Genomic DNA, 14,084 nt, shown 5'->3' on the forward strand with positions numbered 1-14,084 from the left:
GGTCAGTCGACCAGTTCGCGCACGTCGGTCAGGTGCCCGGTCACGGCCGCCGCCGCCGCCATCGCCGGGGAGACGAGGTGCGTGCGGGCGCCGGGGCCCTGGCGGCCGACGAAGTTGCGGTTCGAGGTCGAGGCGCAGCGCTCGCCCGGCGGCACCTTGTCGGGGTTCATGGCGAGGCAGGCCGAGCAGCCCGGTTCGCGCCATTCGAGGCCTGCGTCGGTGAATATCTTGTCCAGCCCTTCGGCCTCGGCCATTTCCTTGACGAGGCCCGAGCCGGGGACGACGATCGCCCATTTTACGCCGGCAGCCTTGTGGCGGCCCTTCACCACGGCGGCGGCGGCGCGCAGGTCCTCGATCCGGCTGTTGGTGCAGGAGCCGATGAAGACGTTCTGGATCTCGACGTCGGTCATCTTCGTGCCGGGGGTCAGGCCCATGTAATCGAGGCTGCCCTGCGCGGCGCGCTGCTTGGACGGATCGGCAAAGCTTTCCGGCGCCGGAACCACGCCGCCAATCGGCACGACGTCCTCGGGGCTGGTGCCCCAGGTCACGGTCGGCTGCACGTCGGCGGCATTGATCACGACCGACTTGTCGAACTTCGCACCCGGATCGGTGGCCAGGCTCTTCCACCAGGCCACGGCCTTGTCCCAGTCCTCACCGGTCGGCGCCAGCGGCCGACCCTTGAGGTAAGCGATGGTCTTGTCGTCGGGCGCGACGAGGCCGGCACGCGCGCCGCCCTCGATCGACATGTTGCAGACGGTCAGGCGGCCCTCGATCGACATGTCCTCGAACACCTTGCCGCGATACTCGATCACGTGGCCGGTGCCGCCGGCCGTGCCGATCACGCCGATGATGTGCAGGATCAGGTCCTTGGGCGTGATGCCGGGGGACAGTTCGCCCTCGACCCGCACTTCCATCGTCTTCGACTTCTTGAGCAGCAGGGTTTGGGTGGCGAGCACGTGCTCGACCTCGCTGGTGCCGATGCCGAAGGCCAGGGCGCCGAGGCCGCCGTGGCACGAGGTATGGCTGTCACCGCAGACGATCGTCGCGCCGGGCAGGGAAAAGCCCTGTTCCGGGCCGACGACGTGGACGATGCCCTGCTCGCGGTCGGTCGAGCCGATATAGCGGATGCCGAAGGCCGGCGCGTTCGCTTCCAGCGCGGCAAGCTGCTGCGCGCTCTCCGGGTCGGCGATCGGCAGCTTGTGCCCCTCGGCGTCCTTGCGCGGGGTGGTCGGCAGGTTGTGGTCCGGCACGGCCAGCGTCAGGTCGGGGCGGCGCACCTTGCGGCCCGAGACGCGGAGCGCCTCGAAGGCCTGCGGGCTCGTCACCTCGTGAACGAGGTGGCGGTCGATATAGATCAGGCTGGTGCCGTCGTCCTGGGTATCGACCACGTGGGCGTCCCAGATCTTCTCGTAGAGCGTGCGCCCAGTGCTGGTTGTGGTGCTGGTCATGATGAGCGCGAACTAAGCGCGAGGGGGCGGAAAAACAAGATGCGATCAGGCCAGAATCGCGCCGATGCGCCGTGTCGCCGCTTTCCTACATCGCAGCGGGCTGGCATGTTTTGCTCTGCCGCCCGCCATTGGGCCGGGCGGTTCCTTGAAATCGTCGGAATGGTGATCGCGGTTGGACAAGTGTCACCCATGCATTCTGGCGCAAGTCGTTGAAATTACGACAGGCGATGTCAGGCGCAGGGTTACACTCGTGTCACCCTGCCTTGGACTTGTGCGCCAGTTCGATCCCGCAGGCGGAAAGGGGCAAGACGCGGGCGGGTCCATAAATGGCTTTCGCACGGGAAAAGGGGCGCCCCTTTCGGGGCGCCCCTTCCGATTCCCCGCCCGGGGTTAAGGGTTACCAGCGGCGGCCGTCACGGTCGTGGCGTTCGACCTGAAGGCGGGCCTTCACGCGGTCGATCCGGACCTGCAGCGTGCGGAATTCGCGGTTGTCCAGGCCGTTGCGGTTGAAAGCGCGGAACTGGTCGCGGATTTCGCGGACTTCGCGGCGCAGGCCGGCGGCTTCGCGCTCGGAGATGCGGTCGCGGTTGTCGTTGCGATTGACGCGCTGCTCGATCTGGTTGAGCTGGCTGCGGATCGCCTCGGTGCGGGCCGGGGTCTCCTGGCGGAAATCGCGGCCCTGGTAAGGCTGGGCCGAAGCCACGCCGGCGCTGCCCAGCGCGGTGATGGCAACGAGGGCCGGGGCGATGATCTTGGTCAGGGTGCGCATTGTTTGCTCCTTCTTGGGCTCTTCGACTTTCTGGGGACGTGTCGTTTCGTCCGATGCGTTCATGTTTATGCCTTTGAATATGAACGCCAGAAGAACCAAAGCGCTCTGTCGATGTCGTAAAATGTCGCGGTTCGTCGCGGTTCGCGCTAAGGGAGGACCATGTCGACGCTAGCCGCCTGCCTTATCGTGATCGCCACCTTCCTCGTCATGGAAGGCGTCGCCTGGTCCAGTCACAAGTACGTGATGCATGGCTTCGGCTGGGCGTGGCACCGCGATCATCACGAGCCGCATGACCGGTTGCTGGAGAAGAACGACCTCTTTGCCCTCGTCGGCGCGGCCATGAGCATTTCCATGTTCGCGTTGGGCAGCCCATTGGTGCTGGGCGCCGATGCCTGGGCGCCCGGAACGTGGATCGGGCTCGGCATCCTGTGTTACGGCGTGGTTTATTCGCTGATCCACGACGGGCTGGTTCACCAGCGCTGGTTCCGCTGGGTCCCGCGCCGGGGTTATGCCAAGCGGCTGGTCCAGGCGCACCGGTTGCACCATGCCACGATCGGCAAGGAAGGCGGGGTCAGCTTCGGCTTCGTCTTTGCGCGCGACCCGGCGGTGCTCAAGCAGGAGCTCAAGGCCCAGTCGGCGCGCGGCATCGCCGTCGTGCGCGAGGCCGTTGCGGATTGAGTCCTATTCGGCCCGGGTCCAGATCCACCAGCCGCTGGCCGAGCAGATCAGCAGGGGTGCCAGAACCCAGGGCAGGCCGACCAGCGCGGCGCTGAGTGCCACGCTGGCGGCCATGGCGGTCAGCGCGGCAAGCTTGGCCCGGCGCGGAATCGCGCGGCGCTCGCGCCACTGCCGCAGCGGCGGGCCATAGGTGGGATGATCGAGCAGGCGCTGTTCCCACACCGGGTGCGAGCGGGCGAAGCAGAAGGCCGCGAGGAGAAGGAACGGCACGGTCGGCAGCAGCGGCAGGACGATGCCGACGATGCCGGTGCCGAGCGCGAGGAGCCCCGCCGCCAGCCAGAACGGGCGGGTGAGCTTCTTCAAGCCCCGGCCGCTCCCTCGGCCAGCCGGGTGGCCGTTTCGCGGATCAGCGCGATCATGTTGGGCACGCCCTGCGTCCGATTGGAGGAGAGCTGGTTCTTCAGGTCAAAGGGAGCGAGCGCAGCCGCAACGTCGGTCGCGGCCACTACTGCGGCCGGCTTGTCCTGCACGGCCGAGAGCACGAGGGCGACGATCCCTTTGGTGATGGCGGCATTGCTGTCGGCAAGGAAATGGAGGCGATGATCAGCGGTCTGGGTCGGATAGACCCAGACGCTGGCCGAGCAGCCGCGCACCTTGGTTGCTTCGGTCTTGAGCGCGTCGGGCATGGGATCGAGCTCGCGGCCAAGCTCGATCAGCAGGCGGTAACGTTCGTCGCCATCGAGGAATTCGTACTCGTCGCGGATGTCTTCAAGGCTGCGCATGGCCGCTGCCCTAACCGGCTCGAAGCGGGCGGGCAAGGTTAAGCAAGCTTCAACCAAGGATGATTACCTAGTTTGCGGGACAAGATTGCTCAGGGGAACCAAGATGTTCAAAGTCGCCCAATTTCTGGTGCGCAACAAGCTCGTGTTGATCGGCGCGGTGGCCATCGGCTTCATGGTTTTCGGCCGCAATGCGAGCGATGACAAGCCGGTCAATCCGTGGGGCGACCATGCCGCCCAGACTGCGCAGGCGTCGTCGTCGGGCGACTCGATGACCGGCAAGGCCTTTGGTGTGGTGGCCGGGGCCGCGAAGCAGTACGCCGGGATCGATATCGGCGGGGTCGCGCCCGACAAGCTGCGCCAGGATACGGTCGATAACTGGCAAAAAACCGGCGATGCGGCCAAGCAAGCCAACGGCAACTGAGCGCTTGCCTTTTCGGGGATAGGCGCCTATTTCGCCCTCCATCCCGACATTGTGATGCAACGTAGGGGCTGGCGCCGGAAGGGGCCGGCACCAAACCGCATTGCAAGCCGGCTGCATGGAGACTGCATTGGCGGATATCGCGCGTATTACCGAGATCGTGGAGCCCGAGGTGAAGGCCCTGGGCTTCGAGCTCGTGCGCGTGATCCTTTTCGGCAAGTCGGAGGTGGGTGACGAGGAGCACACGCTTCAGATCATGGCCGAGCGGCCCGAGACCGGGCAGCTGGTGCTGAATGACTGCGCGGCCCTGTCGCACCGCATTTCCGACCGGATCGATGAGCTGGAAGAAGCCGGCGAAATCCTGATCGAGGAGGCCTACCGGCTCGAGGTTTCCTCGCCGGGGATCGACCGTCCGCTGACCCGGGCCAAGGACTATGTCCAGTGGGCCGGGCACGAGACGCGGGTTGCGCTCAAGGTGCCGGTCGAGGGCAATCGCAAGAGCCTGCAGGGCGACCTGGTCGGGATCGAGGGTGATGTCGTCACGCTCGACGACAAGAAATCGGGCAAGGTTTCCTTCCCGATGGCAGACATTCATTCGGCGAAGCTGGTCCTGACCGACAGGCTGCTCGCCGCCGCCCGGCCGCTGGATGTGAGCGGCGCCGACGATTTTGAAGACGAGTCCGCTGACGGGCTCGAAGAACAGGAAGACTGACTATGGCCAGTGCGATTTCCGCGAACCGCGCCGAGCTGCTGGCGATCGCCAATTCGGTCGCCACCGAGAAGATGATCGACAAGTCGATCGTCATCGAGGCGATGGAAGAGGCGATCCAGAAGAGCGCCCGCAACCGTTACGGTGCGGAAAACGACATTCGCGCCAAGCTCGATCCGCGCACCGGCGACCTGCGCCTGTGGCGCGTCGTGGAAGTGGTCGAAGTGGTCGAGGACTACTTCAAGCAGGTCGACCTCAAGCAGGCCGAGAAGCTGCAGAAGGATGCCAAGCTGGGCGACTTCATCGTCGACCCGCTGCCGCCGGTCGACCTTGGCCGCATCGACGCCCAGTCGGCCAAGCAGGTGATCTTCCAGAAGGTCCGCGATGCCGAGCGTGACCGCCAGTATGCCGAGTTCAAGGACCGTGCCGGCGAAGTGATCACCGGCGTGATCAAGTCGGTCGAGTTCGGTCACGTGATCGTCAACCTCGGCCGCGCCGAGGGCGTGATCCGCCGCGACCAGCAGATCCCGCGCGAGGCCGCCCGCGTCGGCGAGCGCGTGCGCGCCCTGATCATGAAGGTCGAGCGCCAGAACCGCGGGCCGCAGATCTTCCTTTCCCGCGCGCACCCGGACTTCATGAAGAAGCTCTTCGCGCAGGAAGTGCCGGAAATCTACGACAGCATCATCGAGATCAAGGCCGCCGCCCGCGATCCGGGCAGCCGCGCCAAGATCGGCGTGATCAGCCGCGATTCGAGCATCGACCCGGTCGGCGCCTGCGTCGGCATGAAGGGCAGCCGCGTTCAGGCCGTCGTGCAGGAACTGCAGGGCGAAAAGATCGACATCATCCCCTGGAGCGAGGACACCGCGACCTTCGTGGTCAATGCGCTGCAGCCGGCCACGGTCAGCCGCGTGGTGATCGACGAGGAAGAAGGCCGCATCGAGGTGGTCGTGCCCGATGACCAGCTGTCGCTCGCCATCGGCCGACGGGGCCAGAACGTGCGCCTCGCCAGCCAGCTGACCGGCCGCCAGATCGACATCATGACCGATGCCGAGGCTTCGGAGAAGCGTCAGAAGGAATTCGCCGAGCGCTCGAAGATGTTCGAGGAAGAGCTCGACGTCGATGAGACCCTCTCGCAGCTGCTGGTGGCCGAAGGCTTCAGCGAGCTGGAAGAAGTGGCCTATATCGAACTGGCCGAACTGGCCGGGATCGAAGGCTTCGACGAGGAGCTGGCCGAGGAACTGCAGAGCCGTGCGCTCGAAGCGCTGGAGCGCCGCGAGGAAGCCAACCGCCAGGCCCGCCGGGCCCTTGGCGTGGAGGACGATCTCGCCGAGCTGCCGCACCTCACCGAGGCCATGCTGGTCACCCTCGGCAAGGCCGGGATCAAGACCCTCGACGACCTCGCCGACCTCGCTACCGACGAGCTGATCGCCAAGAAGCGCACCGAGCAGCGCCGCCGCGACGGCACCCGCCGCGAGCGGACCGACGACAAGGGCGGCGTCCTTGGCGAATATGGCCTGTCGGAAGAGCAGGGCAACGAGATCATCATGGCCGCCCGCGCGCACTGGTTCGAAGACGAGCCCGAAACTGAGGAGGCCGCCAATGCGGATTCCTCGCAATGAGCGCGTAAGCTCCGACAATTCGGCTGACGGTCCGGAGAGGAAATGCATCCTCTCCGGGGAGGTGGCTCCGCGTGAAGCGCTGATCCGGCTGGCGATCTCGCCGGACGGACAGGTGCTGCCCGATGTCCTGGCGCGTGCGCCGGGACGCGGCGCGTGGATCGGCGTTTCGCGCGCGGCCCTTGAAAATGCGCTGGCCAAGGGCAAACTAAAGGGAGCCTTGGCGCGCGCGTTCAAGGGCGCGCCACTCACCATTCCCGAAGACCTGCCCGAGCGGATCGAGGCGGCCTTGCTGCGCGCCTTTGCCGACCGGCTGGGGCTGGAAAAGCGCTCTGGCCGCCTGCTTACCGGATCGGACCGGATCGCCGAGAACGCGCGGGGCGGCAATGTCGCTTGGCTGGCCCATGCCGCCGATGCGAGCGACGACGGTTCGCGCAAGCTCGACCAGGCGTGGCGGGTGGGCGAAGAGGCTGAAGGAAGCGGGATGGCCGGTGTGCGCTTGCCACTGGACCGGGCGGCTCTGTCTGTGGCATTGGGCCGCGACAACGTCGTCCACCTGGCGCTGACCGATTCCGCGGCGGCCGAACGGCTGAATGCGGTGCTGGAGCGGCTGGTCCACTATCTGGATCAGCCTCGCGAGACCGGAACAGAAGACCTGAACGAGCGGGCGGCCCCTGAAGCGGCTGCCTCCTCGGGCACGACGCATTGATACGAAGGACTGTTTGGAACCTATGAGCGAGACCGACAACAAACCGACGCTGGGCCGCAAGCCGCTTGGGCTGAAGCGTTCGGTCGAAGCGGGCGAGGTCAAGCAGACCTTCAGCCACGGCCGCACCAACAAGGTGGTGGTCGAGGTGAAGAGCCGCAAGCTGATCCGCAAGCCGGGCGAGGGCGGCGAAGCTGCCCCGGCGGCGCCGGAGCCGGCTCCGGCGCCCGCGCCCGTCGCTGCGGCTCCGGTCCGTCCGGCTCCGCCGCCGCCGCCGCCGTCGGCCAGCCGCGAGACCCGTCAGGAAATGCAGGTCCGCCTGCTGCGCGAGGCCGAGGAACAGCGCCTTCGCATGGCCGAGGAATCGCGCCGCCGCGAAGAGGACGAGCGCGCCCGCGCCCTTGAGGAAGAGCGCCGCCGCGCCGAGGAAAACCGCAAGGCGGAAAGCGAGCCGGCACCGGCCGCCGCGCCCGAACCGGCGCCTGCGCCCGAGCCCGCAGCCGAGACTGCGGCGCCTGCCGCCCCCGCTCCTGCGGCCACTCCGGCGCCGGTCGCCAAGGCTTCCGCTCCCGAGGCCCAGCCTGCCGCTGGCAGCACCGCGGCTCCGGCACCGGCCCCGCGCCGGTTCACGCCGGTGACCCCGCAACCCGTGGTCAAGCGCCCCGAGCCGGCCGCGGCCAAGAAGCCTGCCGCGCCGACCCGCGATCGCAAGGCCGAAGATCGCCGCGGCGGCAAGCTGACCGTCAGCCGCGCGCTCAACGAGGATGAGGGCGCGCGCGCCCGCAGCCTCGCCGCGCTCAAGCGCGCCCGCGAGAAGGAGCGCCGCGCGCACTTCGCCGGGCAGTCGCAGCCGCGTGAAAAGCAGGTCCGCGACGTGGTCGTGCCTGACGCGATCACCGTGCAGGAACTGGCCAACCGCATGGCCGAGAAGGGCGCCGACCTCGTGAAGGCGCTGTTCAAGCTGGGCATGATGGTCACCGTCAACCAGACGATCGACCATGATACGGCGGAGCTGCTGGTCGAGGAATTCGGCCATAACATCCAGCGCGTCAGCGAAAGCGACGTGGATATCGACACCAGCACGGACGTCGATGCCGAGGAGTCGCTGAAGGTCCGTCCGCCGGTCGTGACCATCATGGGCCACGTCGACCACGGCAAGACCAGCCTGCTCGACGCGCTGCGCGGCACCGATGTGGTGCGCGGCGAAGCCGGCGGCATCACCCAGCATATCGGTGCCTACCAGATCAAGACCAAGGGCGGCGACCTCGTCACCTTCCTTGATACGCCGGGCCACGAAGCTTTCACCGAGATGCGCATGCGCGGTGCCAATGTCACCGACATCGTCATCCTGGTGGTGGCGGCCGACGACGGGATCATGCCGCAGACGATCGAGGCGATCAATCACACCAAGGCGGCCGGCGTGCCGATGATCGTGGCGATCACCAAGGCCGACAAGCACGAGGCGAACCCGCAGAAGATCCGCGAACGCCTGCTGGAGCACGAGATCGTGGTCGAGCAGATGAGCGGCGATGTGCAGGACGTCGAGGTTTCGGCCAAGACCGGGCAGGGACTGGACGAGCTGATCGAGAAGATCCTGCTCCAGGCCGAACTGCTCGAGCTCAAGGCCAATCCGGACCGCGCCGCCGAAGCGACCGTGATCGAGGCCAAGCTCGACAAGGGCAAGGGCCCGCTGGCGACCGTCCTGGTCACGCGCGGCACGCTCAAGGTCGGCGACATCCTCGTGGTCGGGACCCATTCGGGCCGCGTCCGCGCCATGCTCGACGACAAGGGGCGGCAGGTGAAGGAAGCTCCGCCGTCGCTCCCGGTCGAAGTGCTGGGTCTCGGCGGCGTGCCGATGGCCGGCGACACCCTGACCGTGGTGGAAAGCGAAGCCCGCGCCCGCGAGGTTGCGGCTTACCGCCAGGAACAGGCGACGGCCAAGCGCACCACGCAGGCTCCTGCCAGCATCGAGAATATGTTCTCGGCCCTGGCGGCCAAGCAGACCGTGCTGGAATATCCGATCGTCATCAAGGCCGACGTCCAGGGTTCGGCCGAAGCCATCGTCAACGCGCTCAATCGCTTGTCGAACGACGAGATCAAGGTGCGCATCCTGTCCTCCGGCGTGGGCGCGATCACCGAGAGCGACGTTGCGCTGGCTGGTGCCGCGGGCGCGCCCATCGTGGGCTTCAACGTCCGTCCCAACGCCAAGGCGCGCGAGATGGTCGAGCGCCAGAAGGTGCGGATGAAGTACTTCGACGTGATCTATCACCTGACCGAGGACGTGGCCAAGGAAATGGCCGGCCAGTGGGGTCCGGAGCGGATCGAGCACGTTGTCGGCCGCGCCCAGGTCAAGGAAGTGTTCCCGGCCGGCAAGAAGGACAAGGCCGCGGGCCTGCTGGTGCTGGAAGGCTACATCAAGAAGGGCATCAATGCCCGTCTTACCCGCAACGACGTCATCGTTTCCAAGACGATCATCGCCTCGCTGCGGCGCTTCAAGGAAGACGTGCCGGAAGTGCGCACGGGCCTCGAATGCGGTGTGGTCCTGCAGGACACCAACGACATCAAGCCGGGCGACATGCTCGAAGTCTTCGAGGTCGAGGAGCGCGAGCGCACCGTTGGCTGAGCGGCGAAAGCCGGTCTGGCGGTAACGCGAGAATGACGGAAAGCCGGGCCGCGGGGCCCGGCTTTCCTGTTTAAGGCGCCGGGCGCAGAACTGCCGGGCCGCGATGATGGGGATATGGGCCGATGCCGCGCTATGCTGCCTTCCTGGGATCGATCAACGTGGGCGGCAACCGGCTGACCATGGCCGAATTGCGTGAGGCGCTGGCGCGGGAGGACTTCGTCAACGTCGAGACCGTGGTGGCGAGCGGCAACGTGCTGTTCGACCACGACGAGCGGCCGACGCGCGGGCTTGAGGAGAAGCTCGAATACGTGCTGCGCGACCGGTTCGACATGCGCTCGATCGCGGCTGTTCGCAGCCGCGACGAGGTGGCGGCGGCGATCGCGGACAATCCTTTTGCCAAGGATGGCGAGCCGAACATGGTCCACACCATGTTTCTGGAGAGCGACGCCGATCCGGCGCAGTTCCGGGTCTTGCTCGCCGATCATGAGGGTCGGGGGCCCGAGCGGCTCGCGCTGGGGGACCGGGCGCTTTACATCGACTACGTGGAGGGAGCGGGGCGGAGCCGGCTCACCACCCAGTTCATCGAGCGGCGGCTGGGCCGGCGGGGCACGGCGCGCAATTTGCGCTCGCTCGCGCGGATCCTGGCCAAGATGGACGAGCAGGCATGAAAATGGGGCGGCCCCGCGAAGGACCGCCCCATTGTTTGATCGGCCGGGGCCGACTGATTAGAAGCTGTTGGCGATGACCGAGGCAATCACGCCGGTGCTGATCGCGACCAGCAGGGCGTCGTTGCCCGAACGAACCCAGTGATAGCCGCGCGGCGGGGCCTTCAGCCCGCGATGGCCGCGGTAGTTGATCACGGTGTAGTGCGGTGCGCGCGCGGGTTCGAAGCGCTGGCCCTTGCGGAAGGGATTGCCCTTGGCGACGACGCTGACATGCTGGCCGTGGTTGTCCGGCTTGGCAAAGGCCGGGGCGGCAGCCGGGAGGACGAGAGCCGCGGCGAGGGCTGCGGTCAAATACTTATTCATGGTTTTTCCTTGCATTGCTGCGTCGAACACGGGTTTCATAACGCTACTTTTTGTGAACGGGTCCTGCATAAAATGTCGAAAATTGTCGCAATGCGGAAAATGCCTCGCGCGGAAGGGCTCGCTTGCACGCGCAGGGGTGCCTATATCGGCGCACACTTCAGGATGATGTGATTTGGCCAGACAGCAAACGACCCCCGAAACCCGCTCCGTTCGCCTGCTCAAGGTGGGCGAGCAGGTGCGTCATGTGATTTCCGAACTGCTTGCCCGCCAGCTGGTGCACGACGACGTGCTGACCGGGCACACGATTTCCGTGACCGAAGTGCGGATGAGCCCGGACCTGCGCCATGCCACGGTCTTCGTGAAGCCGCTGCTGGGGGCGGACGAGGAGCCAGTGCTCAAGGCGCTGCGCACTCATACGGCCTATTTCCAGAAGGAAGTGGCGGGCAAGCTCAAGCTGAAATACGCTGCGAAGATCAAGTTCCTGCCGGACGAAAGCTTCGACGAGGCGACGCGGATCGATGCCTTGCTGAACGATCCGCGCGTGCGCCGCGACATCGGCGAGGATTGAGCGGCCAAAAGGCAATGGCCAAGCTCTATTTCTACTATGCCAGCATGAATGCGGGCAAGTCGACCAACCTGCTGCAGGCGGCCTTCAACTACCGCGAACGGGGCATGGCGGCCATGTTGTGGACCGCGGCGCTGGACGACCGCAGCCAGGGCAAGCCGATCGCCAGCCGGATCGGGCTCGAGGCCGATGCCCATCGTTTCGACGCCGAAACCGATCTGTGGGACCGGGTGGCGGGAGCGAACCGGATCGAGCCGCTGGCCTGCGTGCTGGTCGACGAGGCGCAGTTCCTTTCTCCCGCGCAGGTCTGGCAATTGGCACGGGTGGCGGACGAAGCCGGGATTCCTGTGCTGTGTTATGGCCTGCGCACCGATTTTCGCGGCGAGCTGTTTCCTGGCTCGGCGGTGCTGCTGGGGATTGCCGACAGCCTGGTCGAGCTCAAGGCGGTGTGTCATTGCGGCCGCAAGGCGACGATGAACCTGCGTGTCGACGAGAGCGGGCGTGCGGTGTCCGACGGCGAGCAGACCGCGATCGGCGGCAACGAGCGCTATGTTGCGCTGTGCCGCAAGCATTTCAGCGAGGCGCTCGGCAATTGATGGACGGACCTTTTTACCAGGCGGCTGCACTGATCGTGCCGCTGATCATCGCAATTGTCTTTCACGAGGTTGCGCACGGGCTGGTGGCCCGGCGGCTGGGTGACCCGACGGCACAGGAGATGGGGCGGCTCACCTTCAATCCGCTGCGCCATGTCGATCCGGTCGGGACGGTGATCCTGCCGGGGATGCTGGCGCTGGCGAGCCTGCCGGTTTTCGGCTGGGCGAAGCCGGTGCCGGTGATTGCGCAAAGGCTGAATCACCCGCGGCGCGACATGATGCTGGTGGCGGCGGCAGGGCCGGCATCCAATCTGGTGTTGGCCGGCATCGGAGCGGTTTTGCTGGGCCTGCTGGCTCGCGTGTTCGCCGGAGATGCGGGTGGGTCACCACTGGTCGGGTTCGCGGCGCTCAACCTCGTCAATTTCCTTGCGATCAATGTCTTCCTTGCCATTTTCAACCTGCTCCCGATCCCGCCGTTCGACGGGTCGCACATCGTCGAGGGCCTGCTGCCGGGGCGACTGCGCGCGGGCTATGCCAAGGTACGGCGGCTGGGCTTTGCGTTGGTATTGGTCTTGCTGATCCTCTTGCCGACGCTGATCCCGGGCTTCGATCCGCTTGGCGCGGTAATCCGTACGCCGGTGGGTTGGTTGACCGACCATTACATGGCGCTGGCTGGGTGGGTTTCCGGTGGTTCATCGCGGTAAGAAATTGTCACAGACCCTTGTCGCCGGGAGCCTGAGCGCCAACGTTTCGTTTTAGGGTCAGGGGCATGCAAGGAGTGCGATCATGTCCTTCAAGATGAGCGTTCTCGCGCCGTTCGCGGCGGTCCTGCTGGGCGCGGCGCCTGCGCTGGCCGCCGGCAATTCGCCGTCGGCGCTGCCGGTTGCCGTGGTCAAGGCCGATGCCGAGATTCCCTTCGCTAATCATGGCGGGGTCTATTCGTGGCATGCGGTGAGCGACCGGGAGGTGTGGTTCGAGGATCGCAGTCACAAGTGGTACCGGGCCGAACTGATGATGCCGGCCTTTGACCTGCCCTTCATCGAGGGGGTGGGGATCGACGCGCGGCCGATGGGCACGCTCGACCGGTTCGGCGGGGTGATCGTCAAGGGCCAGACCTATCGCTTCGCCAGCTTCGACCTGATGGCGGGGCCGCCGCCCGATCTCGCGAAGAAGCCGAAGAAGCACTAAACAGGCGCGCCAATTGCCGCTAGGGGCGCGCCATGACGCTGCCCCCCGGATTTTCGCCCAACGGTTGGATCATTCTCGACAAGCCCCACGGTCTCGGCTCGACCCAGGCCGTGGCGGCGGTGAAGCGCAACCTGCGCGAGGCGGGCTACGGCAAGAAGGTCAAGGTCGGCCACGGCGGCACACTTGATCCGCTTGCCAGCGGGGTCCTGCCGATCGCGCTGGGCGAGGCGACCAAGCTGGCCGGGCGGATGCTCGACGCCAGCAAGATATATCAGTTCACCGTGGCTTTCGGGGCCGAGACCGACACGCTCGACCTTGAGGGCAAGGTTATCGCGGAAAGCGATGCTCGGCCGGAACGGGCCGCGTTCGACGCGGTCTTGCCGCGCTTTACCGGGCCGATCGAACAGGTGCCGCCGGCCTATTCGGCGCTGATGGTGGGCGGCGAGCGGGCTTACGACCTGGCCCGCAAGGGCGAAGCGGTCGAGCTGAAGAGCCGGGCCGTGACAATCCACGAGTTGGAGGTGCTGGCATTCTCGCCCGAGGCCGCGACTTTCGTGGCCCATGTCTCGAAGGGCACCTACATCCGGTCTCTCGCACGGGACATCGCAAGGGCGCTGGGAACCTTGGGCCACGTGACCTATCTGCACCGGATCAAGGCGGGTCCGTTCGGCATCGACCGGGCGATTTCGCTGGACAAACTGAACGAAGTGGGTAAGGGCGCGCGGCTTGAGAACGTACTCTTGCCGCTGGAGGCAGGGCTGGTCGACATCCCGGCTCTTGACCTCGGTCCGGAACAGGCAAGGGCGGTCCGTCAGGGCCGCGTTCTGGCCGGGCTGCCCTTCGATGACGGGCTCTACTGGGTGAGGGCCGGCACTGTGCCGGTCGCGCTGGTGGAGCTTTCAGGCGGAAGCCTGATCGTGGCGAGGGGGTTCAATCTTTCGGATGTCGCGGAGTAAATGAA

17 protein-coding genes are annotated in these 14,084 nt (G+C 66.3%); 12 read left to right on the forward strand and 5 right to left on the reverse strand.

Annotated features, from left to right (window positions below):
• Window positions 1-2 precede the first annotated feature (2 nt).
• Both leuC and H7F51_RS11715 read right to left on the reverse strand, forming a co-directional pair.
• Window positions 3-1,448 carry a 3-isopropylmalate dehydratase large subunit gene (leuC, locus tag H7F51_RS11710; RefSeq protein ID WP_185664480.1) on the reverse strand — a complete coding sequence of 482 codons (1,446 nt, stop codon included), beginning with the start codon at window positions 1,446-1,448 and terminating at the stop codon, window positions 3-5.
• A gap of 397 nt (window positions 1,449-1,845) precedes the next feature.
• The gene (locus H7F51_RS11715; protein ID WP_185664481.1) at window positions 1,846-2,217 is read right to left on the reverse strand and encodes a hypothetical protein; all 372 of its coding nucleotides are present in this window, start codon (window positions 2,215-2,217) and stop codon (window positions 1,846-1,848) included.
• 159 nt (window positions 2,218-2,376) lie between these two features.
• On the opposite strand from H7F51_RS11715, the gene H7F51_RS11720 reads away from it, so the two are divergent.
• Entirely contained in the window at window positions 2,377-2,895 is a 519-nt protein-coding gene (locus tag H7F51_RS11720; RefSeq protein WP_185664482.1) for a sterol desaturase family protein, read from the forward strand.
• A gap of 3 nt (window positions 2,896-2,898) precedes the next feature.
• Here H7F51_RS11720 and H7F51_RS11725 read toward each other — a convergent pair whose 3' ends face one another.
• Together H7F51_RS11725 and H7F51_RS11730 are read right to left on the reverse strand one after the other, a co-directional pair.
• Window positions 2,899-3,258 (reverse strand): YbaN family protein, encoded by a 360-nt coding sequence (locus H7F51_RS11725; protein WP_185664483.1) that lies wholly within the window; start codon window positions 3,256-3,258, stop codon window positions 2,899-2,901.
• Window positions 3,255-3,677, reverse strand: a complete 423-nt coding sequence (locus H7F51_RS11730) for a SufE family protein (protein WP_185664484.1) — start codon at window positions 3,675-3,677, stop codon at window positions 3,255-3,257. The genes H7F51_RS11725 and H7F51_RS11730 overlap by 4 nt, the downstream gene beginning before the upstream one ends.
• A 103-nt stretch (window positions 3,678-3,780) precedes the next feature.
• Here H7F51_RS11730 and H7F51_RS11735 point away from each other — a divergent pair, with 103 nt between their 5' ends.
• From H7F51_RS11735 to H7F51_RS11760, 6 genes are all read left to right on the forward strand, one after another.
• Window positions 3,781-4,098, forward strand: a complete 318-nt coding sequence (locus H7F51_RS11735; RefSeq protein ID WP_185664485.1) for a hypothetical protein — start codon at window positions 3,781-3,783, stop codon at window positions 4,096-4,098.
• Window positions 4,099-4,225: 127 nt separating this feature from the next.
• Complete coding sequence (gene rimP / locus H7F51_RS11740; protein ID WP_185664486.1) at window positions 4,226-4,807, forward strand: ribosome maturation protein RimP; 582 nt, start codon at window positions 4,226-4,228, stop codon at window positions 4,805-4,807.
• 2 nt (window positions 4,808-4,809) lie between these two features.
• The gene (gene nusA, locus H7F51_RS11745) at window positions 4,810-6,423 is read left to right on the forward strand and encodes a transcription termination factor NusA (RefSeq protein WP_185664487.1); all 1,614 of its coding nucleotides are present in this window, start codon (window positions 4,810-4,812) and stop codon (window positions 6,421-6,423) included.
• The gene (locus tag H7F51_RS11750; RefSeq protein ID WP_185664488.1) at window positions 6,404-7,129 is read left to right on the forward strand and encodes a DUF448 domain-containing protein; all 726 of its coding nucleotides are present in this window, start codon (window positions 6,404-6,406) and stop codon (window positions 7,127-7,129) included. Before nusA ends, H7F51_RS11750 begins: the two co-directional genes overlap by 20 nt.
• Before the next feature lie 22 nt (window positions 7,130-7,151).
• On the forward strand, window positions 7,152-9,749 hold the full coding sequence (gene infB / locus H7F51_RS11755; RefSeq protein WP_185664489.1) for a translation initiation factor IF-2: 2,598 nt from the start codon (window positions 7,152-7,154) through the stop codon (window positions 9,747-9,749).
• A gap of 122 nt (window positions 9,750-9,871) precedes the next feature.
• Window positions 9,872-10,417: a DUF1697 domain-containing protein gene (locus H7F51_RS11760; protein WP_185664490.1), complete on the forward strand. Its 546-nt coding sequence runs from the start codon at window positions 9,872-9,874 to the stop codon at window positions 10,415-10,417.
• 57 nt (window positions 10,418-10,474) lie between these two features.
• On the opposite strand, the gene H7F51_RS11765 is transcribed toward H7F51_RS11760, so the two are convergent.
• Window positions 10,475-10,777 (reverse strand): RcnB family protein, encoded by a 303-nt coding sequence (locus H7F51_RS11765; RefSeq protein ID WP_185664491.1) that lies wholly within the window; start codon window positions 10,775-10,777, stop codon window positions 10,475-10,477.
• 172 nt (window positions 10,778-10,949) lie between these two features.
• Here H7F51_RS11765 and rbfA point away from each other — a divergent pair, with 172 nt between their 5' ends.
• The 5 genes from rbfA to truB all read left to right on the forward strand — a co-directional run bounded on the left by rbfA (window position 10,950) and on the right by truB (window position 14,079).
• Entirely contained in the window at window positions 10,950-11,345 is a 396-nt protein-coding gene (rbfA, locus tag H7F51_RS11770; RefSeq protein WP_185664492.1) for a 30S ribosome-binding factor RbfA, read from the forward strand.
• 14 nt (window positions 11,346-11,359) lie between these two features.
• Window positions 11,360-11,938 carry a thymidine kinase gene (locus H7F51_RS11775; RefSeq protein ID WP_185664493.1) on the forward strand — a complete coding sequence of 193 codons (579 nt, stop codon included), beginning with the start codon at window positions 11,360-11,362 and terminating at the stop codon, window positions 11,936-11,938.
• On the forward strand, window positions 11,938-12,639 hold the full coding sequence (locus H7F51_RS11780) for a site-2 protease family protein (RefSeq protein ID WP_185664494.1): 702 nt from the start codon (window positions 11,938-11,940) through the stop codon (window positions 12,637-12,639). The genes H7F51_RS11775 and H7F51_RS11780 overlap by 1 nt, the downstream gene beginning before the upstream one ends.
• A gap of 82 nt (window positions 12,640-12,721) precedes the next feature.
• A complete protein-coding gene (locus H7F51_RS11785) occupies window positions 12,722-13,123 on the forward strand; it encodes a DUF6491 family protein (protein WP_185664495.1) in 402 nt (133 codons plus the stop codon).
• A 32-nt stretch (window positions 13,124-13,155) separates the two neighbouring features.
• Window positions 13,156-14,079: a tRNA pseudouridine(55) synthase TruB gene (gene truB, locus H7F51_RS11790; RefSeq protein ID WP_185664496.1), complete on the forward strand. Its 924-nt coding sequence runs from the start codon at window positions 13,156-13,158 to the stop codon at window positions 14,077-14,079.
• Window positions 14,080-14,084: the final 5 nt, after the last annotated feature.

It is taken from the genome of Novosphingobium flavum (assembly GCF_014230315.1).
In the GTDB taxonomy this organism is placed as follows: domain Bacteria; phylum Pseudomonadota; class Alphaproteobacteria; order Sphingomonadales; family Sphingomonadaceae; genus Novosphingobium; species Novosphingobium flavum.

Bases quoted from the DNA above. Each gene is read 5' to 3' on its own strand.
- nusA (WP_185664487.1), top strand. From the start codon at position 4,810: ATGGCCAGTGCGATTTCCGCGAACCGCGCCGAGCTGCTGGCGATCGCC.
- H7F51_RS11760 (WP_185664490.1), top strand. From the start codon at position 9,872: ATGCCGCGCTATGCTGCCTTCCTGGGATCGATCAACGTGGGCGGCAAC.
- infB (WP_185664489.1), top strand. From the start codon at position 7,152: ATGAGCGAGACCGACAACAAACCGACGCTGGGCCGCAAGCCGCTTGGG.
- leuC (WP_185664480.1), bottom strand. From the start codon at position 1,448: ATGACCAGCACCACAACCAGCACTGGGCGCACGCTCTACGAGAAGATC.
- H7F51_RS11715 (WP_185664481.1), bottom strand. From the start codon at position 2,217: ATGCGCACCCTGACCAAGATCATCGCCCCGGCCCTCGTTGCCATCACC.
- H7F51_RS11765 (WP_185664491.1), bottom strand. From the start codon at position 10,777: ATGAATAAGTATTTGACCGCAGCCCTCGCCGCGGCTCTCGTCCTCCCG.
- H7F51_RS11775 (WP_185664493.1), top strand. From the start codon at position 11,360: ATGGCCAAGCTCTATTTCTACTATGCCAGCATGAATGCGGGCAAGTCG.
- H7F51_RS11785 (WP_185664495.1), top strand. From the start codon at position 12,722: ATGTCCTTCAAGATGAGCGTTCTCGCGCCGTTCGCGGCGGTCCTGCTG.
- H7F51_RS11730 (WP_185664484.1), bottom strand. From the start codon at position 3,677: ATGCGCAGCCTTGAAGACATCCGCGACGAGTACGAATTCCTCGATGGC.
- H7F51_RS11780 (WP_185664494.1), top strand. From the start codon at position 11,938: ATGGACGGACCTTTTTACCAGGCGGCTGCACTGATCGTGCCGCTGATC.
- H7F51_RS11735 (WP_185664485.1), top strand. From the start codon at position 3,781: ATGTTCAAAGTCGCCCAATTTCTGGTGCGCAACAAGCTCGTGTTGATC.
- truB (WP_185664496.1), top strand. From the start codon at position 13,156: ATGACGCTGCCCCCCGGATTTTCGCCCAACGGTTGGATCATTCTCGAC.
- H7F51_RS11750 (WP_185664488.1), top strand. From the start codon at position 6,404: ATGCGGATTCCTCGCAATGAGCGCGTAAGCTCCGACAATTCGGCTGAC.
- H7F51_RS11720 (WP_185664482.1), top strand. From the start codon at position 2,377: ATGTCGACGCTAGCCGCCTGCCTTATCGTGATCGCCACCTTCCTCGTC.